26 protein-coding genes are annotated in these 16,285 nt (G+C 64.9%); all 26 read right to left on the bottom strand.

Annotation, left to right across the window (positions count from 1 at the left end; genetic code table 11):
• Positions 1 to 14 precede the first annotated feature (14 nt).
• Positions 15 to 446, bottom strand: a complete 432-nt coding sequence (locus ACOYYX_RS22085) for a hypothetical protein (protein ID WP_422923750.1) — start codon at positions 444 to 446, stop codon at positions 15 to 17.
• Positions 447 to 553: 107 nt separating this feature from the next.
• Positions 554 to 973 (bottom strand): hypothetical protein, encoded by a 420-nt coding sequence (locus ACOYYX_RS22080; protein WP_422923748.1) that lies wholly within the window; start codon positions 971 to 973, stop codon positions 554 to 556.
• Positions 974 to 1,528, bottom strand: a complete 555-nt coding sequence (gene gp17 / locus ACOYYX_RS22075; protein ID WP_422923747.1) for a tail completion protein gp17 — start codon at positions 1,526 to 1,528, stop codon at positions 974 to 976.
• Between the two features lie 3 nt (positions 1,529 to 1,531).
• A complete protein-coding gene (locus ACOYYX_RS22070; RefSeq protein WP_422923746.1) occupies positions 1,532 to 2,200 on the bottom strand; it encodes a hypothetical protein in 669 nt (222 codons plus the stop codon).
• A gap of 15 nt (positions 2,201 to 2,215) precedes the next feature.
• Positions 2,216 to 3,637 carry an SGNH/GDSL hydrolase family protein gene (locus ACOYYX_RS22065; protein ID WP_422923745.1) on the bottom strand — a complete coding sequence of 474 codons (1,422 nt, stop codon included), beginning with the start codon at positions 3,635 to 3,637 and terminating at the stop codon, positions 2,216 to 2,218.
• A gap of 18 nt (positions 3,638 to 3,655) precedes the next feature.
• Entirely contained in the window at positions 3,656 to 4,069 is a 414-nt protein-coding gene (locus tag ACOYYX_RS22060) for an HK97-gp10 family putative phage morphogenesis protein (RefSeq protein ID WP_422923743.1), read from the bottom strand.
• On the bottom strand, positions 4,066 to 4,437 hold the full coding sequence (locus tag ACOYYX_RS22055; RefSeq protein ID WP_422923742.1) for a hypothetical protein: 372 nt from the start codon (positions 4,435 to 4,437) through the stop codon (positions 4,066 to 4,068). The genes ACOYYX_RS22060 and ACOYYX_RS22055 overlap by 4 nt, the downstream gene beginning before the upstream one ends.
• Entirely contained in the window at positions 4,434 to 4,778 is a 345-nt protein-coding gene (locus ACOYYX_RS22050; RefSeq protein ID WP_422923741.1) for a phage head closure protein, read from the bottom strand. The genes ACOYYX_RS22055 and ACOYYX_RS22050 overlap by 4 nt, the downstream gene beginning before the upstream one ends.
• Positions 4,775 to 5,395, bottom strand: coding sequence for a head-tail connector protein (locus ACOYYX_RS22045; RefSeq protein ID WP_422923740.1), 621 nt, complete (start codon positions 5,393 to 5,395; stop codon positions 4,775 to 4,777). Before ACOYYX_RS22045 ends, ACOYYX_RS22050 begins: the two co-directional genes overlap by 4 nt.
• A 39-nt stretch (positions 5,396 to 5,434) precedes the next feature.
• On the bottom strand, positions 5,435 to 5,680 hold the full coding sequence (locus ACOYYX_RS22040) for a hypothetical protein (RefSeq protein WP_422923739.1): 246 nt from the start codon (positions 5,678 to 5,680) through the stop codon (positions 5,435 to 5,437).
• Positions 5,681 to 5,772: 92 nt separating this feature from the next.
• Positions 5,773 to 7,029 carry a phage major capsid protein gene (locus ACOYYX_RS22035; protein ID WP_422923737.1) on the bottom strand — a complete coding sequence of 419 codons (1,257 nt, stop codon included), beginning with the start codon at positions 7,027 to 7,029 and terminating at the stop codon, positions 5,773 to 5,775.
• Between the two features lie 42 nt (positions 7,030 to 7,071).
• Positions 7,072 to 7,710 (bottom strand): HK97 family phage prohead protease, encoded by a 639-nt coding sequence (locus tag ACOYYX_RS22030; protein WP_422923735.1) that lies wholly within the window; start codon positions 7,708 to 7,710, stop codon positions 7,072 to 7,074.
• Positions 7,707 to 9,329 (bottom strand): phage portal protein, encoded by a 1,623-nt coding sequence (locus ACOYYX_RS22025; RefSeq protein WP_422923733.1) that lies wholly within the window; start codon positions 9,327 to 9,329, stop codon positions 7,707 to 7,709. The genes ACOYYX_RS22030 and ACOYYX_RS22025 overlap by 4 nt, the downstream gene beginning before the upstream one ends.
• Positions 9,326 to 10,942, bottom strand: a complete 1,617-nt coding sequence (locus ACOYYX_RS22020; RefSeq protein ID WP_422923731.1) for a terminase large subunit — start codon at positions 10,940 to 10,942, stop codon at positions 9,326 to 9,328. The genes ACOYYX_RS22025 and ACOYYX_RS22020 overlap by 4 nt, the downstream gene beginning before the upstream one ends.
• Positions 10,890 to 11,405, bottom strand: a complete 516-nt coding sequence (locus ACOYYX_RS22015; protein WP_422923729.1) for a hypothetical protein — start codon at positions 11,403 to 11,405, stop codon at positions 10,890 to 10,892. Before ACOYYX_RS22015 ends, ACOYYX_RS22020 begins: the two co-directional genes overlap by 53 nt.
• Positions 11,402 to 11,785 (bottom strand): hypothetical protein, encoded by a 384-nt coding sequence (locus ACOYYX_RS22010; RefSeq protein WP_422923727.1) that lies wholly within the window; start codon positions 11,783 to 11,785, stop codon positions 11,402 to 11,404. The genes ACOYYX_RS22015 and ACOYYX_RS22010 overlap by 4 nt, the downstream gene beginning before the upstream one ends.
• A 77-nt stretch (positions 11,786 to 11,862) precedes the next feature.
• Entirely contained in the window at positions 11,863 to 12,336 is a 474-nt protein-coding gene (locus ACOYYX_RS22005) for a phage terminase small subunit P27 family (RefSeq protein ID WP_422923725.1), read from the bottom strand.
• A gap of 166 nt (positions 12,337 to 12,502) precedes the next feature.
• Entirely contained in the window at positions 12,503 to 12,685 is a 183-nt protein-coding gene (locus ACOYYX_RS22000; protein ID WP_422931653.1) for an HNH endonuclease, read from the bottom strand.
• 133 nt (positions 12,686 to 12,818) lie between these two features.
• The gene (locus tag ACOYYX_RS21995; protein WP_422923723.1) at positions 12,819 to 13,076 is read right to left on the bottom strand and encodes a hypothetical protein; all 258 of its coding nucleotides are present in this window, start codon (positions 13,074 to 13,076) and stop codon (positions 12,819 to 12,821) included.
• Positions 13,077 to 13,185: 109 nt separating this feature from the next.
• Positions 13,186 to 13,647 carry a hypothetical protein gene (locus tag ACOYYX_RS21990; protein WP_422923721.1) on the bottom strand — a complete coding sequence of 154 codons (462 nt, stop codon included), beginning with the start codon at positions 13,645 to 13,647 and terminating at the stop codon, positions 13,186 to 13,188.
• Positions 13,648 to 13,711: 64 nt separating this feature from the next.
• Positions 13,712 to 14,068, bottom strand: a complete 357-nt coding sequence (locus ACOYYX_RS21985) for a hypothetical protein (protein ID WP_422923719.1) — start codon at positions 14,066 to 14,068, stop codon at positions 13,712 to 13,714.
• Entirely contained in the window at positions 14,065 to 14,517 is a 453-nt protein-coding gene (locus tag ACOYYX_RS21980; RefSeq protein WP_422923717.1) for a hypothetical protein, read from the bottom strand. Before ACOYYX_RS21980 ends, ACOYYX_RS21985 begins: the two co-directional genes overlap by 4 nt.
• Positions 14,514 to 14,723, bottom strand: coding sequence for a hypothetical protein (locus tag ACOYYX_RS21975; protein WP_422923716.1), 210 nt, complete (start codon positions 14,721 to 14,723; stop codon positions 14,514 to 14,516). Before ACOYYX_RS21975 ends, ACOYYX_RS21980 begins: the two co-directional genes overlap by 4 nt.
• Before the next feature lie 29 nt (positions 14,724 to 14,752).
• Positions 14,753 to 15,535 carry a hypothetical protein gene (locus tag ACOYYX_RS21970; protein ID WP_422923715.1) on the bottom strand — a complete coding sequence of 261 codons (783 nt, stop codon included), beginning with the start codon at positions 15,533 to 15,535 and terminating at the stop codon, positions 14,753 to 14,755.
• Positions 15,532 to 15,825 (bottom strand): hypothetical protein, encoded by a 294-nt coding sequence (locus tag ACOYYX_RS21965; protein WP_422923713.1) that lies wholly within the window; start codon positions 15,823 to 15,825, stop codon positions 15,532 to 15,534. The genes ACOYYX_RS21970 and ACOYYX_RS21965 overlap by 4 nt, the downstream gene beginning before the upstream one ends.
• A gap of 108 nt (positions 15,826 to 15,933) precedes the next feature.
• Entirely contained in the window at positions 15,934 to 16,194 is a 261-nt protein-coding gene (locus tag ACOYYX_RS21960) for a hypothetical protein (protein WP_422923711.1), read from the bottom strand.
• Positions 16,195 to 16,285: the final 91 nt, after the last annotated feature.

The raw sequence follows: 16,285 nt of genomic DNA, 5'->3' as shown, positions 1-16,285 counted from the left end.
TGCCAGCCAATCCGTCAGCTCGTCGGAAGGGACTCGCTCGAGGAGCTCGCGGACGGAGCATCCCCAACGGTCGGCGAGCTTGAAGAGGAATCGGCGGAAGGGCTGGCGCCGGAGTTTCCCTCGGCCTGCTCCATGTCCTGCTTGCGGAGCTTCGAGAGCCGGAGCGAGACGTTCATGACGCGCTCGAGGGCCAGGGCCGACTTGGTCTGTAGGAGCTCGATATCCTCGTAAGTGAAGATGCGATTGAGGTTCTCATCGCAGATGGTCGCCGCCGCCAGCCGGGCGCGGAATTCCTTCATGCCGAGCTCGAGGTAAGAGGCCTCGAACTTCTCCCGCTCGGCGCCCGTCATGCAACGGACCATGACCTTACCGCCCCACTCGGGGACTTCGACGATTTCGTGAGCCAGGTCGGGGGCCGAGAGGATCTGATCTCGCTTGAGAAACATAGGGATTCGCTGATGCTTTCGTTCGGGGGAGTGATCGCGCCCGAGGACCTCGGGCGCGCGGGGCTTGGGTGATCGCGCCCGAGGACCTCGGGCGCGGGGGGGCGGGATTACGAGCCGGCGGCGGAAGTGACCGGGCCGCTGATCTTGATCGTGATTTCGGCTTCGAGGTTGCCCTCGACTTCCATGCCGGTCGGGCTGAACTTCGTCAGGATCGCCTTGAAGCTGAACGTCGTGTGGACCGAGTCGTTGAACACGAGCTGCCAGAGCTCCTTGCTCGGCGTGGTCCAGAGGGTGAATAGCAAGGCGTGCATGACGGGATCGTAATAGACCGTGAAGGAAATCTCGCCGCCGTCGTAGAGGGTCGGCTCGTATTCCTTCGCCGTCGAGTCGAGGTCGGTCGTCTCGCGGGTGCCGACCTCGCCGCCGGGGCCGGAGATTTTGGAGACCTGCGCGATTTCGCTGTAGACGGGCGGGGTACCCGCGACGCCGTGCTTTAGCTTGGTCCCGAGACCGGGATTCTTGGCCACTTAGAAGCGACTCCTGTAGCTGAAAAAGATGTCGGCGGGAACCATGAAAGTTCCCTGATCCGACCCGTCGACTTGCGGCGTGTAGTCGCTCGAGGCATCGGGGATGATGGCCTCGGTGACTTCGATTCCGCCGATGCCACCGAGACGGCCTTGGAAGCCGTTGAATCGCCGCTCGAGGGCGAGGAAAAGCTCGGTGCAAGCCGACCGGGAACGTGCGTAGGATTTGAACTGGACGCGACTCCGGAACGTCTTATCCCGGCCGTCGAGGTTCGAGCCGGGGACGTCGGAGATGATTTGATAGACGAGCGCCGGGTATGGCTGACCCTGGGGGACGAAGTCCGGGAAGATCCGCCGGCCGACGATCGCCGAGAGCTCCGGATCGCGCTCGAGCGTGGCAACCAACGCGTCGAGGAACGTCGGATAGATGGTCGGGATGTTGGCCGCGATCCGCCGCCGCAACGCCAGCAAGAAGGCCGGCAGGGGGCCGGGTACGTGCGGGATCGGCGCCGGCGGTTGCCCCCGGCGGATGATTACGGCGATCGGTGGTAGCGGCATGCGTCAGCCGATTTGGTACTCATCCCCGTCGTCGGGGATGTCGCTGAAAGGCTCGAGGAAGGTGAGCTCGGCGGTCGTCGAGGTGATCCGGCGGTAGGACTCGATGACCTTCTTAGCCGGCGCGAGCTTCGAGGCGCCGGTGAACATGAGGGAGAGGCCTCGGTATCGGTCGTCGGCCGGTAGCGTCTGCCCGGCCGGCGCCGCGATCTTGAAGCCGTCCGCGCCGGGATCCGGGTCGCTCACGGTGCCATCGGCGAAGAGGTTGTCGCTCATCGCGGAGAGCTCCTCGACCTTCGCCTTCGTCACGGCGAGGTCGGCCTTTGCCGTCGCGAGGTCGGCCGTTGCCGTGGCGAGGTCCGCCTTGAGGCTCGCGACGTCGCCGGAGACGTCGGGGCCGAATGCTTCGGAGAAGATGGAACCGTTCTGCGGATCGGTCCAGACCTGCTTGCCGCTCGCCGACTCGTCCAGGGTGTCGACCCGGATCACGTAATCGCCGCTGGCGGTGATTCCCGCGTCGACGTCGGCCGACTCGGTGATACCCGACTGGGCGCCGGAGACGGGGCCGAAAGGGGTCGAGCCGTCGACCAGGACGACTTTGAATTTGAGGACGTTCGCCAGGCCGCCATAGGCCGGGCCCGGCGAGTAGGTGAAGTAACGGGGAGATGCTGCCATGTCGTTGCGGGTGGCCTATTGGGCGAGCTTGATCTTCTCGCGGAACTCGGAGGCCGAGCGGTCGCCTAGCAGGTAATGGCCGACGTAGAGGGGGTGGATTGCGTCGGTCCAGAAATAGTGCTGGGAGACGTCGGCCGAATTCTTGATGTTGCCCTGGTAGGACGTGCCGGGGAGCCAGTTGCCCGAGCTGTCGATGTAGATCGGGACGTGATAGGAGTTGGAGTCGTTGAAGCTGTTGAACGCGGCGAGCACCGCGTTCGCCTGGTCGAGCTGCGTTTGGGGCGGGAACGTCGGCCGGACCCACGGGCCGAGGATGAAGATGGGGGCGATGGGGTTGGCCGCCCGAGCCGCCTGGAAGCAGGTCAAGGCCTTGGCCGCGAGGTCGGGGAGTACGACCGCCGTCCCATCGTTGCCCGTGACGTCATTCGTGCCGAGTGCGAACACGAACACGTCGTAGGGCTGGGCGACCAGGTCGGCGAGCCGCAACGGGTCCGCCGCCGCCGGCAGGGCGCCGTTCGCCTTCGAGTATCCGGTACCGCCGAGCGCCATCTGGACCGCATGCCAACCCATCTTGGCCGCGAGGACTCGCGACCAATTCACGGACTGCATGCCCGAGTCTCGGGGAGCCCCGGCGGTGTAGCTGTCGCCGATGATCGCGGCATGGATCGTGTCGACGTCCCTCGGCTTCCAGATGGAATAGCTCGGGTCGACGAAGATCCCGCGCACCGAGAGCACGCCGCCGGCTCCGCAAACTTCGTCGACTTGCTGGTTGCCGAACTCGAAGCGGACGCGGCGGATCTTCGAGGAGCCGAAGGTAACGGTCACCGAGCCGTTGTTCGTCCCGCACGCCGATCCGTAGATCGTCGTCGGGGTGAACGACGCGTATTGCATGGGCCCGCCGTTCTCGGAAACGGCGACCATGACGCCCGTCTCGGCCGTCCGGTAATAGCCGATCGAGACGGTCGGCGCGGCCGTCATGAACTCGATGTACCAGCCGTTTTGGTAGGTACCGGCCGGGCCGATGTTCGAGCCGGTCGTCGAGGAGACCGACTTGACGGCGAGGTAGCTCGAGAGGTTGACGAACGGGACGCCGCCGACCACGCGGACCTTGTCCTGATTCGTGAGCGAGCCGGAGTTGGCGAGGTAATAGGCGTTCGTCTGGGAGTTGGTCGCCGCCGAGGTGATCGACGGGGGGGACGTCATCGCGGGGTTGTCGATGACGTTGTTGAACCTCGCGATCGACGCGACCCGGCGGACCTTGTCCATCAAGATACGCTGTTGCGTAAGGCCGTAAGCCTTGCCGCCGTACGTGACGCCGTCGCCGCGATATGGGAGCTCGGTCCCGCTCTCGATGACGATGACGTTCTTCGGGACGCGCCAGGCCTTGCGCTGGGTGGACGTGAGGTAGAAAGTCTGGGGGAGGCTGGGGGTTCCCATTCGGGCTCTGACTCGGAGTTATTTGTTCATGAGGCGTTCGACCGCGGCGCGCACGCGCCGGCCGAAGATGCGTACCGCCTCGGCTTGCTTGGAATCGAGCGCCGGCCGCATGAAGGGTTTCGCCGGCCGGTGGCGGGTGCCCTGCTCGAGGGCGATCGCAACCGAGAGCTCTTTGGGGGTCGCCTTGGGTAGCGCGACCTCGGCCGTGACGACGTTCGTCTTGTGGTCCTCGACCGGCCGGATCTCGATGAGCGAGGCGGTATGGCCCGACGCGCGAGAGCCCCGGCCGGCGATCGACTTGGCCTCGTCGCGCACGGGCTTCAAGGCCTCATTGAGCGCGTCGGGGATCTCCCGATCGACCAGCGCCGTAGGGAGCGCCGCGAGCTTCCGCTTCAGCTCGTCGACGCCTTCGACGGTGAACCGGATCGTCATGAGAGGATGAGCATCTGGAGGCGAGCCGCCGCCGCGCAGGTGACGAAAAAGCCGGTGACGTCGGAGGTGAAGGGGTTGTCGAAGTAACCGGCCGACTTCGACCAGAACAGGGGGATGTTGGCCTTGAGCTCGATCGTGTCGCCGGGGGTCGTCGCGTCGTTCGTCTTGAGGGTCAAGTTCTGACTCGAGACGAGCATGATGCTTTGGACGTCGGCCGCGATGAATGAGCCGGCCTGGGGGGCGTTGACGCTGGCACCCTGGAAGATGTTGTCGAGCTCGACCTTGTACGAGCCGACTTCGGTCACGTTCCCGCCGAAGCCCCTGGCACCGACCGCCGACGCCTGAATGTTCTGAGTGACGGTAATCAAGTCTGATCTTTCGATTCGATGCAATACACGTCGAGTTGGCGGTTCGCCTCGTCGACGTTGTTGATCCACACGATTTTCAGGATGCGGCTCCCGTAGACGAGCCGCATGGTCGGCTCGAGCTCGGGCTGATGCCGCATCGAGACGACGAGGGAGATTTGGGCTTGGAGCTGGTTCGCGTTCTCGACCTCTCGGCCGGTGGGGGTCCTGATGCCCGCCCACACGGCTCGCACGAGCTCGAAGGCTCGCGGCTCGTTCTCCTGGCCCATCCGCCCGCGAGAGATGAGGGGACGCTCGATCCTCACGCGCTTGTCGAGGGTCGAGATTCGGGTCGACTTCATCATGCGGACGCGCCCCAACTCTCGCTCGCGAGGAGATCCCATACCGTGCTGGGTATGGGGATGTCGTCCGGGTTATCGCCCCGGTTCTCGGCGAGGTGCGAGACGAATAGGAGGATCGCCGACTTGAGGGTGTCGGGGACGTCGTCGGCGGTGCCGTATCCGGCGGTGAATTCGATCTGGACCGCGTTGAACTGGATCCGGGCCGATGGCCACGAGAGGCCATAGGCGGGGGCGACAACGCCGGGGGGGCCTTCGCCGACCTGATAGGCCGAGGGGTCGAGGGTCTGTAGGGTGCCGCCGGCGTCGACGTAGCGAATCCGGGTGACTTCGACGAGGGGGGCCCGGGGGAGCGGGATCGCCGCGATGAGGCCGGAGCCGTTGCCGCGCTCGAGGTCGCGAACCGTCTCGTGTCGGCATCCCTGGAAGGGGAAGCCTTCGAGCGAGAACCGCCATCCGGTCGAGACGAACGACATTGCGGCCGCGTTCTCGAGCCGCCGGCGGGCCGTCTTTATCCAGGCCTGAATGAGCTCATCCTCGGCGCCGACGTCGTCTTTGAGATGGAGCTTCGCGCGCTCGAGGGTTACAGGCTCCTCGCTCGGCTGGGTGATGAGCTTGAGCATGTTACTTGGCGATCGGCTTCGAGGCCGGGGGTACCGGCTTCACGGTCGGGGCCGGGGCCGGGGCCGGGGGTTGCCGGGGGACGCCGTCGGCGTGGTCGCCGGCGAGCTGGTCGGGGCGGGTTGCTCGGCGTCGGCCTGGTCGGGCTCCCCGGCCGTCTCTTCGACCTCTTCGGCGTATCCGCCTTCGAGGAGATCATCCGCCATCGCTTCGGGGACGTCGCACGTCTCCCCGGCCTGGCATGTGAACTCGGGGCCGGCGAGCGTGGTGAGCATCTTCACTTTCAAGGGTGTCTGTCCTCGGTCGATCGGCCGGAGAGGGGTCCGGGTGGATCCCCCCTCCGGAGCTGGTCAGTAGGTTCCGCTTCGGCGAGCTAGGATTAGGCGAGCTTGAGCCGGGCGAAGGCCTCTTCGAGGACGGGCGCGCCGTCGACCCAGCGCCGGCCGATGAAGCCGACTTCGTTGGTGTCGGCGTAGCGCTCGACCAGGCGCTGAATCACGAGGTCGATGACCTCGGCGATTCGGTAGTATTTGAAGTTGCCGATGACGGCAACATACAGGCCGGTCGTGAACGTGTTGGGGGCGTACTCGCTCATGTAGTACGGGACGTCCAGGATTCGGTCGGGCGCGCCGGAGGTCAAGCCGGCCTGCCAGACGTACTGGCCGTCGCCGCTGTTCTTCAGCTTGCGGATCATCTTCACCGTGTCGCGGTGCATGATCCAACCGGCGCTGGGGTCTTGCAAGTAACCCTGCTTGACCGAGAACTTCGCGTTGATGAGGTCATCCGCCGTGACTGCCGTCGAGCCGGCTGCCGCCACGTCGCGCCCGGTCGAGATGCCGCTCGCGCTGGCGGTGAACACGCCGAGGGGCTTGCCCGTGCCGTTGCCGGTGAGGAAGGCCTTCTCCTCGGTGATGCCGAACTTGTAGGCGAGCTCGTCGTTGATGAGCTTCTCGGCATCGGCCGAGAGCATGAGCGTGCGAATCGAGGCCTTCGAGAGCTTGGAGACGAGCTGGGGCTCGAGGTCGCGCCGGTCGAGCGCCATGGTCGTGTCTTCGGTCACGCCGGCGACTTCCGTGGTCCAATCGGCGTCGGCCATGCGAGTCGTCATCTTGCGGATGCCGAGCTTCTTGGCCTCTGTGACCTGCAAGACGGTCGCGAGAGGGCGAATGAAGACCTGGTCGTTGATCGCCTTCACGATGTCCTGGGAGACCTGGACCGGGGCGATCAGATACCCGCCCTTGCCATCGGTCGAGATGATCGTATCCCGGTACTCGCTCAAGCGGGCCTGGTCTGCGCGGAGGTTCTGGCGAACCTCGCCGGTCTTGAGGAAGTGCCGATAATCCTTGCGGCTCTTGGAGGCCTCGGCCGAGCTGTTGCCGCCCGAACGCTCCTCGGGGTCGATGGGAGTGCTCTTGCGAGGCTCGGGGGCCTCGGCATCGCCCTCGGCTTCCTCGAGCCGCTCGAGCCGCTTGGCTCGCTCGAGGAGCTTATCGGCCCCGTCCATCGCGGCGTCGAAAGAGGCCTTGTCCTCTTCGGTCGGGCCGCCCTCTCGCTTCTCGGCTTCGGTCCACTTCGCACGGGCTTGGGCGATCTCGGTGGCCCGTTCTTCACGCAATTCAACTGCTTTGGTGGCCAATGGGCCTCCTAGGGTTCTCTGTCTGCGCGGCGCGACTGGACGTCAGTCGGCCGCTTCGGCGAGGCGCAATCGGACGTGCGCACGGGCTCGCCGTTGGTCGAAATGGGGACGATCGCGGAGGTCGATCCGCGATCGCATGGAAACGTCGGTTGTCGGATAGGCGGGGCTCACGACCGGGGAGACGTCGAACAAGTCGAGGTCGAGTAGCTCGCGCTCCTCGATCTCCTGGTTGCCCTGGATCCGGATGGTGGTGGCATCGCCGTTCGGCCTCACACGGAAGCCGAACGACATGCCGGGGATGTCGCCGCGCTCGATCGAAACCGCGAGGTCCCGGCCGAGCTGGGTATCGGGCGGGTCGATCTCGCAATAGAGGCCGACCGAGTCTTCCTTCAGGAGAAGAGTCCCGGCCGAGGACCGGCCGAGGATGAGGTTGTAATCGTGATTGAATAAGGCGACGACGTCTTGATTCTCGGCGAGCGCGTTGCGGAACGCGCCCGGCCGGACGATCTCACGCCATACCCAATACTGGCCCGAATAGAGCGTGGTCCACTGGTCGAATACCGACGCGTGGCCGACGATCTTCGGGGGTGCGTTGCTGTCGGAACGACGCTCAACCTTGAGGCTGGTCGTTATGATCCGGAGCTCATTCGAGCCCTGGGGAGCTTTCTTGATCTGACTCATTGAGCGGGTTTGAAAGTCGCGAGGGGGTCAACCATCGCGTCGACCTGGTCGGCCTCGAAGGGATAGGTTGCGAGGATGACCGCCTTGACCGTGGCGATTGGGAGTTGGCCCGTCGCGGCGTCGTTGAGGAGCCGCTTGAGGTCGAAGATGGGATCGGTTCCCGGCGGTGTGTCCGCCGGCGAGCCGGCCGGCTCGATGGGGTCGGCCGGCTTGGGGTCGGCCGGCTTCGAGTCGTCGGCCTTCGGGGGGTCGGCCTTGGGGGGCGGTGAACCGCCGCCGGCCGGCTTCAAGGTCGCGAGCGAGCCCGCCTTGTCGAGCGGGATATTCTGCATCTGGACGAGGTACTTCTGACCGCCCATCTTCGCGCCGATGGGGTTCATGTTCTCCTTCGCGCGGACCTCATCGCGGTTCATCCATCCGCGATCGAGGGCGGTGGCATAGGCCTCGTAACGGGTCGCGAGGTCGCCGCGCAGGAGCGAGGCAACGTTGTGCTCGACGTAGAAGCCGGCCTTGTACTCGGCGAGGCTGAACAGCTTGAGGTTGCATTCCTGCTCGATCGAGACGAGCCATCCCATCAGGGCCGTCATCAGATAGTCGAGGTTCGATGCCTCGATATTGCTGAGGTGGGCCTGGGAGAAGTCGCCGACCTTGTGGGGCGGTACCCGCCAGGGCCGGATGACGTCGAGGACCTCGAACTTGCGGGTCTCTAGGAGCTGGGTCTTCTCGGGATCGGTGCTTATCTGATTGTACTTCGCGCCCTGCTCGAGGACCGCCGTACCGTGTCGCCGGCCGGCGCCGTGGTCGCGGTGCCATCCCATCCGGAGATTCTTGATAGCCTCCGGGCCGAGCTTCTGGGGGGTCTCGATGACGCCGCTCGGCTCCGCGCCGTTGACGAAGTATTCGAGGCCGAACGACTGGGCTCCGAGGCCGACCGCGATGGCCTCATCCAACATTCGGATGTAGTTATATCCCTGCAATCCGTCGAAGCCGAGTCCCGAGATGTGGAGGACGTTCCCGGCCGGGAGCCATTCCCCATTGCCGAGGCGGTACCCGTCGCCGAGCGCGGTCCGCTCCGGCTTCGTCGTGCGGGGGTCGAGGAGATGGAGGGCGTAGGGGGAGCCATTGCCCTTGCGCTGGATCTCGGCATACCCGTTGCCGTGCCGGAGCGCGTGATAGACCCACGTCCGCCGCCAGTTGAGCGGGGTCCGTACGAGGTCGGGGGAGCGCGAGAAGAACATATCGACGGTGTGCTCCCGACGCTCCTCGCGCGTCCCATCGGGGAGCCGTTGGAACACGTCGAGCGGGAACATGGCGACGTCGGTGGCGAGGACGTTGAACGCGGCGAGTAGGGCCGTCAGCTTGAGGGCGGTTTCCTCCGTGACGAGGAACCCGCCGGCCCGGCCGGGGAGATACCACGTCTCCTCGCCGGCGATGGCGCGTTCCTCGGCCGGGGCCGGCGGTTGGGCCTCGGCCGTCGTCGCGAGCTGCATGCCCACCGTCGTCGTCGTCCCGTCGCTCCGGAGAGCTTCGAAGCTCAACGGTTGGGCCTCGCCCGTCTTCGCGAGCTGGGTGCCGATCGTCGTCGTCGTCCCATTGCTCCGGAGAGCTTCGAAATTCACAGGATCAGGATTCCACGTTCTTCATAGACTGTCGGTCCACTGCCCTCGGCCGCGCCCGCCGTCGCGCCGGCGATCGCGTTGACCGCCGCCGCCATCGCGTCGATTTTCTTGCGGCTCTTTTCCTTGCTGAGCTTCACGTTGCCGGCCGCATCCTTGACCGCGATCGCGTTCGACGCCATCCACGCGAATAGCGGGTTGTCGCCGTGGCGGAAGCGTCCGGAGCGGATGAGCCGGTCGAGCTCTTTGGTCGGGGATGAGAGGGAGTAGAAGCCCTGGCGGATGTACTCGACGGGCAAGCCGTCATGGTCCAGGAGCTCGACCGAGAGCTTCGTTGCGGAGTAGGGGTCGACGAGGATCTTCTGAAGATTCCCCTCTTTCGCCCGTTGGTTGATGCGTTTGCGGATGAACCCGTAATCGATCACGTTGCCGGGTGTGAGCTCGATGAATCCTTCCTGTGCCCATACCCGATAGCTGAACCCGTGCTGCTGCTCGAGCTCGGCGATGTTGTCTTCGGGGAGCCAGCAATCGAGCTGGACGTCGAAGCCTTCGTCGGGGTCGCCGTAGAGGCTGACGGCGCACGTCAGGTCATTGACGGTCGAGAGGTCGAGGCCGAGCCAGAATGGATCCTTGGCCGACCTGGCGACGATGATGAGCCCGCCGCAAGCCTTCCAATGCTCGGGGTCGACGAACTTCGCCGCCGCCCGCGTGATGATGTTGAGCCGGAGCCGCTTGAACTCGGCGAGGTCGAGCGGGTTCCGCTTGGCCGCGATGAGCTCGGCCGCGAAGACGTCTTCGAAGAGCGTGACGCCCATCGACGGATTCGCCTTCCGCCACGTCGCCGGGTCGTCGATGTCGTCGGTGTCGAGCGCCCGGTACACGATGCCGAGATGGCTCGTGTCGGGGACCTTGCCCGCGTTGATGTCCTCGCTGTATTCGCGCTGCTCGTACCAGACGCCCGACTCGTCCTCGCCGGCGGTGGTGATGCAAATGCGTAGAGGCTGGAGGCGCGAGGCGCCGGCGTATTTGTAGATGTCCCAGAGCTTGCGATCGCGCTGGCGGTGGAGCTCGTCGAAGATGACCGCCGAGGCGTCGACGCCGTCCTTCGAGGGGACGTCGGCCGAGTTGGCGCGGAGTAGGCCGTTGATCTCCCGATAGAGGATCTTCTTATCCGTCTCGAGGATGTCGAACAGCTCGGAGAGGTCCTCATCGGCGCGGATCATCGCCGCCGCCTCGCGGAATACGACCAGGGCTTGTTCCTTGTCGTAGGCGTTGAGGTAGACTTCCGGGCCTCGCTCCCCGTCCGCGACCATCAGGTAAATCACGAGTGCCGAGACGAGGGCGCTCTTCCCGTTCTTCTTGGCGATCTCGACATAGGCGGTTCGGTACCGCCGCCGCCCGTCCTTCCGCTTCCAGCCGAACAGGCGAGAGACGAAGTCGCGTTGCCAGGGTACGAGCGTTAAGGGGTCGTCGCCGGCGCCCGGTCCCTTCGAGAGACGGCAAAACGTCTCGATGAAGTTACAGGCCTTGTCGGCTGCCTCCTGGTCGAAGTAACAGCCCTGCTCAATCGCGAGCTGGTCGACGGGTCCGCGGATCCACTTGGAATCGACTGCCATTGCGTGTGAGTGTCTTCCGGAATTCGGCCCTGAAGGCCTCGAGCTGGTCGGCGGTGAGGGACTTGTGATCCGCTTCGGCGTATTCGGCGTAAGCCGGGGGGAGGTCGGCCGGGGGAGGTTGGGGGTTGCTGCGCTCGATCTTGAGGGGTCGCCATTCGCCGTCGACGAGCTGCCAGACGTCGAGACCTTCGCTAAACAGAATCGTGCTCATCTCGCCCGATTCGAGCGCCTTGGCGAAGGCCGCTTCTCGCTTCCGTTGCACCGCCGGCGGTACGGGCCGGCTCGAGGTGACGAGCATGCGAGGACAACGGATCGCCTCGGCGAGTTTCGCCTCGAGCGCGGCGACCTGGTCGAGTAACTGTCGGTTCTCCCACTCGAGCTTCGCGAGCTGCTCGGCGAAGGTCCGCCGGCGCGGGTGGAAGGCCGATCGGAACGCGCTCCATGCGCGGTTCAAGAGGCTCATTCGCTGGGGAGGTCCTCGGCGGGTTCGTCGGGGAGCTCCGGCCGTACCTCGGCCTCGAGCTCGGCGTCGAAGGTGGTGAAAGTGAACTTGGGGCGCTCACCGGGTTCGGTGTGCTCGAAGTAAGCGGCCGTCGCACGAAGCCTGCGGCCCGTAGACGCGTCCATGACGCGGGTGCGGCCGTTTGCACTGACGACGCGCAGGACGAGCCCGGGGGCCCAATGGGGGCCTTCCTGGTCGTGCCCCTCGGCCGGGCCGGGGACCTCGCCGGCCTCGAGCGGGTCGATTGGCTCGAGCACGACCTGTTCGTCGAGGATCCACGACGCGAAGACGATGAGAGTCGCCGCGATCCGCTCGCGGAGTCGCCACTTCGGCCGGAACACGACAGCGGCCTTAAAACGGTCGCGACCGGAGCGAGAGGCAATGCCTCTCGACCGGAATCCTAAAGTGCACCAGTGGCTCACTGAGGTTTGGCTTTCGGGGGCTCGAGGAACTTGGCGAGTCGGCTCTTCTTCTGAGTGCCGAGCTTGAGGCGGGAACGGCTCGAGGGTGTGAGGCCGAGCTCGGCCAGTAGGGTGGCGAGTTGGGCAACGCTCTGGCGAGCGATGGCCACCGAAGGGTTAGCCTTGGCGGTACCCTTGTCGGTGAACGTCGTGAGGCCGTTCGCGCGAATGTCGTCCTCGGCTTCGATGAATCGACTGAAGGTCGAGGCGTAAAGGCCGATGATCGGGCCGTCGCTCTTGCGGAGGCTGCCGAGGGCGCGGAGCTCCTCGAGCATGTCCTCCCAAGCGGCTTTACCCATGTCGTCGAGGTACGGGGGCCGCACAGGCTCGCCTGGGGCTTCGTCGGGGGCCTCCGTGTTGATCCGGTCGAGCCGCACGCCGTCCGCCGCCTTCTTCGCGTCAGGCTGGGCCTTGCGTCCTCTGGCTGCCATTTACGTATGTTTACCCTGCAATTTTCGTTTCGGAATTTCGTCAGAAAACGCGCGAAGCTGAACGGTCGTTGGGGATGCGAGGGCCTTTTGCCCTCGCATCCCCCCCCGTCATGGGGGCCTTTTCGGAGCCCTTCTACGAGGCCTTGGAAGGCCTCTCGGAGCTCCACTACTTGTGTTTTGAGGCCGTTTCTTTCGAGTGACAAGACTTGCACAGGAGCTCGACATTCGAGGGATCGAAGGCCTTATCGATGTCATCTCGAGGGTCGATCTTGTGGTGAACGTCGCGCCCTGGCACGACCAGGCCGAGGAGATTGCACCGCTCGCACAACACTCGTGCCGTACGGATCATCGCGCGGAATTTCTTCCATCGCTCAGTACCGTAGAGCTTGAGCAAGGTGGTATCGCGGCGAGTCCGGTTGTACGTCGAATGTTTCGTCGGGGCCGAACTCGCCGCGAGGGAGGCGCCTGGGGGCCGATAGGTCTTAGGCCTGGTGGGCATCGTCGTCGGCCGAGGGGTAAGGGTTCTCCCCGATCTGGCCGCTTACGTGGAACGTGAGATAGACCTCGTGTCTCAGTAGCGAGAACATCGCGAGGGCGCAGAAGATCAGGCCTGCGGTCTGATGGTGGTAGTGGATGAGAGCGAGGCCGATGGCAAACGTGACGATCTCAGACGCGAGGTCGAGGTAACGGGAGGCGTTCGCCTGGTAGTGCGAGCGAGCCTTGGCAAACCAACTCTTCAAGCGATCCAAAACGCGATTCCAAAGGCCTTGGTGTGGGGTCGAAAACAAGGATGTGAGGCTACCCGGCCGTCAAGCCGGGTAGCCCGTGGGACGTGCTGCGGAGCCTAGCTTAGACGGTCGGCTCGAGGGGTCCCGGGGCGGTCGCCTCGGGTGTTTCGGTGGGTTCCGAGCCGGTCGGCTCGGTGGGTTCCGAGTCCTCGAAGCCGAGGATGATCTGGCCGTTGTAAGGCCGGTTCCCGTCGACCGTGGGGAGGACGATCGGGACGGTTCCGCCGCACTGGATGGCCGAGACGTCGACCGCGCTCACCGGGAGCTCGGAGTTGATGAAGCCATCGGCATCGGTCGGGGGCGCGTCCGTCTCGGGGTACAGGTACGCCCGGAGCTCGGCGAGCTTGTGATAGCCCTCGAGGTCGTACGGGGGGATGTGGACCGAGAGGACGGAGCCGCTGATACCTACCGCCTCGACGTCGATATCGAGCTTCTCGGCCGGGGCCGCATCGAGCTTGGCGAGGGCCGCATCGGCTGCGGCGAGGGTGAAGGCAAACGTAGCGGCACTCAACTTATAACGCATCAAGAATCCTAAGAGTGATGACCGGGCCAGTAAATGAAGCGCGGACCCAGTGACGAGGTCCGCTTCACGGTTTTGGGGCCGGCGATTCCGCCGGCTTGAGGACCGCCGCCGGATGCGGTGTGGGCGCCGTGGCGATCGCCGCCGGGATCGGGGTCAATCGGGCCTGCGCGTGAACTTGGAGCTCGTCGGCAACCGTCGCGAGATGGACCTGTTCGGCGATCTCGCGTTGCCGGACGGCATACGCGATCGCGAGGGTCTTGTCATCGACGCTTGCGAGCGTCGGCGATGCGGTTGCCGACGAGCTGTTTACCTTCGGGGCCGGGCCGGTGAAGAGTCGGCCGACCCAGGCCCTGAATTGCGGGAATGCGAGCCAGGCGATGGCGAGGACGATCGCCGGATAGAGGTACTCGTCGGGGATCATTGATCCGAAGCCTTTCGCGGATGCTGATAGAACACAATCAATGCCACGATCACCGCGAGTAGGCCGTATTGGATCCAATCCCTCTTGGCTGCGGGCGGACCCTTCTCCGGTAGCGGGACCTGCTCCCCATGTTGCTTCGAACCGTAGAACGAATCCCCGAAGTCCTGGTCGTTCGTCCTCATCGACTCCGGGGCCGTCGCCTTCAGGCTGCCCATGTCGATGCCGTAGTTTGGGGTCTTATCCGCCGGGGCTTGGGGCCGTCGATTGGCGTTCATCTGGGCGACGTACTGCCTTAGCCAAACCTGGTCCGGGGAGCTGTAGACGGTCCCGCCGGCGTCCGCCAGGAGGTACACGCCGTTGGGGGCCTGATAGAGACGGCCAGGTTCATAGCGGGGCTGGCCGCCGACTTGGCCGAGGGTCGCAAGCGCGACCAGCAACGCATATGTCATTTCTGGACCTTTCCAACCGCCCCCGTCTCGACCGTCGAGACGACGAAACGATTGCTGCAATAGGGACAGGAAACGGTGATGTTGCGCCCCGTGACGGTAGGCGGTAGGGCCTCCGGCCGGGGCGCGATGAACATGGCGGTTCGGAGTGCGAACGTGGCCACGATGAGGGCGATGAACGCGAGCGCTGGGACGACGTCGATCTTCATGGTTGGACCTCCGGGGATGGGTTCGATTCTCATCGCCATTCCTCTGGGTGGTAATCAGAATCAAAGCTGAAGAATTCGAGCCTCGCCCGACGAAGGCCGAGGCCCAGGAGGACCGTCAACGCGATCACCTGCGGGGGGATGGCGAGCGGGTTCGGCTCCGGCTTGCGGGTCCAGATGAACGCCCATCCGATGCCGCCGTCGATCCATCGCCGATCGAACTCCGAGGCCGGCATCCAGTGATACTTGCCCGGGTCGTTGTTATCGACGACGCACGCCATGCCGCCCTTGCGGTAGTGGACGAGCGAGATCATGTGATGGATCGGCTGATACTGATACAAGGCGCCCGTGTTCATGGTGGCGCCGATCGCGTACCCGGCCCGACTCAGTCGGTCGAGCACGTCGGTATCTGTCCCGACGTAGGACGCCCATTTCTCATCGGGCAAGACTCGATCGAGCAGACGCTCGAGCTTGTCTGGGCTGTAGCCGCCCGGGGCTGCCTTGGCCGACCGCCAGAGGGGCGAATCTTTGCCACCCTGGCCGATGGGGATACTCGGGTCGATGACCCCCAGATTCGGGACTCCCTGATACCTCCCGTTGCAGAGGATCGAGGAGATGACGCATAAGCCGGCTCCGTCGCTACCGCCTTCGTTGTGGACGTGGAACTCTTTGGGGATCGGGGCGCTAGCCGTCTCGCCGCGATAGGTCGGCGACGGCAACGCGATCTCGCCGCGATTGTCTGGGGAACCCTGCGCGAGTGCGAGGGTAGGTTGGAGTAGCACCGCGAGCGCGATGCTGAATCGGAGAAACTTCATGTGTTGGATTGCTGGCCGGATCGGTGAACGATGAAGTGACGCACGAGCAGCGTGCATAACACTCCGGCGAGGAACCCTTGGAAGACGCCCGACCAGAATCCGAACTCGACGAGCGCGACCGCCGCCGCCGCGAGAGCCGACTCGACGCCCGGTACGTGGCGCATGCCGTAGGGTAGCGTCGGAGTGTCGGGTACGGGCGGGCGGAAGACGGCCCGGAGGAGCCAGAGTAGAAAGGCCTCGAGCCCCGTCGCCTGGACGAGCCTCGAGAGGACCGACAAGGGGGAATTCATGGGACGAGGGTGAGCCAGTAGGCGCCCAAGGCGAGCGAGACGACGACGACGATCGGGCCCGTGAGCCGGATCGCGTCGAGGACGTGCATTCGGAGAGGCATCAAGGAATCAGTTGGAGTTGTCGAAGATCCGCCGGAGCTCGACGGACTCGGGGTCGTCATAGCTGATGCCAAGGTCGAACCATACATAGGCCGTCGAGCGGGAGATCCCGAACAGGGCCGCGATCCTATTGACCGAGAAATCGGTCAGGAGCATGAGGCCGGCGAGCTTGATGTGATTCTTGCGGTGGGCCCGGATAGAAGCCGATCGGGGTCGGCCGCGCTTCGTCGATCGAGGCGCCAGCGTCTCAACTGCCTGCGTCGCAATCATCCCTAACCCTCTGCCCGGTACTTCCCGGATGCGAGCCACTCGCCGTTGAGTGCCTCTACTAGGAGGGGCCCAAGTGTCCGGAAAAATCGAG

The sequence above is a fragment of the Singulisphaera chitinilytica genome, assembly GCF_049331405.1.
Classification (GTDB): domain Bacteria; phylum Planctomycetota; class Planctomycetia; order Isosphaerales; family Isosphaeraceae; genus PoT.
This window is presented reverse-complemented; position numbering and strand designations above follow the sequence as displayed.

Excerpts from the sequence above, each read along its gene's own strand:
- gp17 (WP_422923747.1), bottom strand. The coding sequence starts at position 1,528 with ATGCCGCTACCACCGATCGCCGTAATCATCCGCCGGGGGCAACCGCCG.
- ACOYYX_RS22060 (WP_422923743.1), bottom strand. The coding sequence starts at position 4,069 with ATGACGATCCGGTTCACCGTCGAAGGCGTCGACGAGCTGAAGCGGAAG.
- ACOYYX_RS21990 (WP_422923721.1), bottom strand. The coding sequence starts at position 13,647 with ATGCGTTATAAGTTGAGTGCCGCTACGTTTGCCTTCACCCTCGCCGCA.
- ACOYYX_RS22070 (WP_422923746.1), bottom strand. The coding sequence starts at position 2,200 with ATGGCAGCATCTCCCCGTTACTTCACCTACTCGCCGGGCCCGGCCTAT.
- ACOYYX_RS22030 (WP_422923735.1), bottom strand. The coding sequence starts at position 7,710 with ATGAGTCAGATCAAGAAAGCTCCCCAGGGCTCGAATGAGCTCCGGATC.
- ACOYYX_RS22050 (WP_422923741.1), bottom strand. The coding sequence starts at position 4,778 with ATGATGAAGTCGACCCGAATCTCGACCCTCGACAAGCGCGTGAGGATC.
- ACOYYX_RS22085 (WP_422923750.1), bottom strand. The coding sequence starts at position 446 with ATGTTTCTCAAGCGAGATCAGATCCTCTCGGCCCCCGACCTGGCTCAC.
- ACOYYX_RS22005 (WP_422923725.1), bottom strand. The coding sequence starts at position 12,336 with ATGGCAGCCAGAGGACGCAAGGCCCAGCCTGACGCGAAGAAGGCGGCG.
- ACOYYX_RS22015 (WP_422923729.1), bottom strand. The coding sequence starts at position 11,405 with ATGAGCCTCTTGAACCGCGCATGGAGCGCGTTCCGATCGGCCTTCCAC.
- ACOYYX_RS21985 (WP_422923719.1), bottom strand. The coding sequence starts at position 14,068 with ATGATCCCCGACGAGTACCTCTATCCGGCGATCGTCCTCGCCATCGCC.
- ACOYYX_RS22020 (WP_422923731.1), bottom strand. The coding sequence starts at position 10,942 with ATGGCAGTCGATTCCAAGTGGATCCGCGGACCCGTCGACCAGCTCGCG.
- ACOYYX_RS21970 (WP_422923715.1), bottom strand. The coding sequence starts at position 15,535 with ATGAAGTTTCTCCGATTCAGCATCGCGCTCGCGGTGCTACTCCAACCT.
- ACOYYX_RS21980 (WP_422923717.1), bottom strand. The coding sequence starts at position 14,517 with ATGACATATGCGTTGCTGGTCGCGCTTGCGACCCTCGGCCAAGTCGGC.
- ACOYYX_RS22065 (WP_422923745.1), bottom strand. The coding sequence starts at position 3,637 with ATGGGAACCCCCAGCCTCCCCCAGACTTTCTACCTCACGTCCACCCAG.
- ACOYYX_RS21975 (WP_422923716.1), bottom strand. The coding sequence starts at position 14,723 with ATGAAGATCGACGTCGTCCCAGCGCTCGCGTTCATCGCCCTCATCGTG.
- ACOYYX_RS21960 (WP_422923711.1), bottom strand. The coding sequence starts at position 16,194 with ATGATTGCGACGCAGGCAGTTGAGACGCTGGCGCCTCGATCGACGAAG.
- ACOYYX_RS21965 (WP_422923713.1), bottom strand. The coding sequence starts at position 15,825 with ATGAATTCCCCCTTGTCGGTCCTCTCGAGGCTCGTCCAGGCGACGGGG.
- ACOYYX_RS22000 (WP_422931653.1), bottom strand. The coding sequence starts at position 12,685 with ATGATCCGTACGGCACGAGTGTTGTGCGAGCGGTGCAATCTCCTCGGC.
- ACOYYX_RS22045 (WP_422923740.1), bottom strand. The coding sequence starts at position 5,395 with ATGCTCAAGCTCATCACCCAGCCGAGCGAGGAGCCTGTAACCCTCGAG.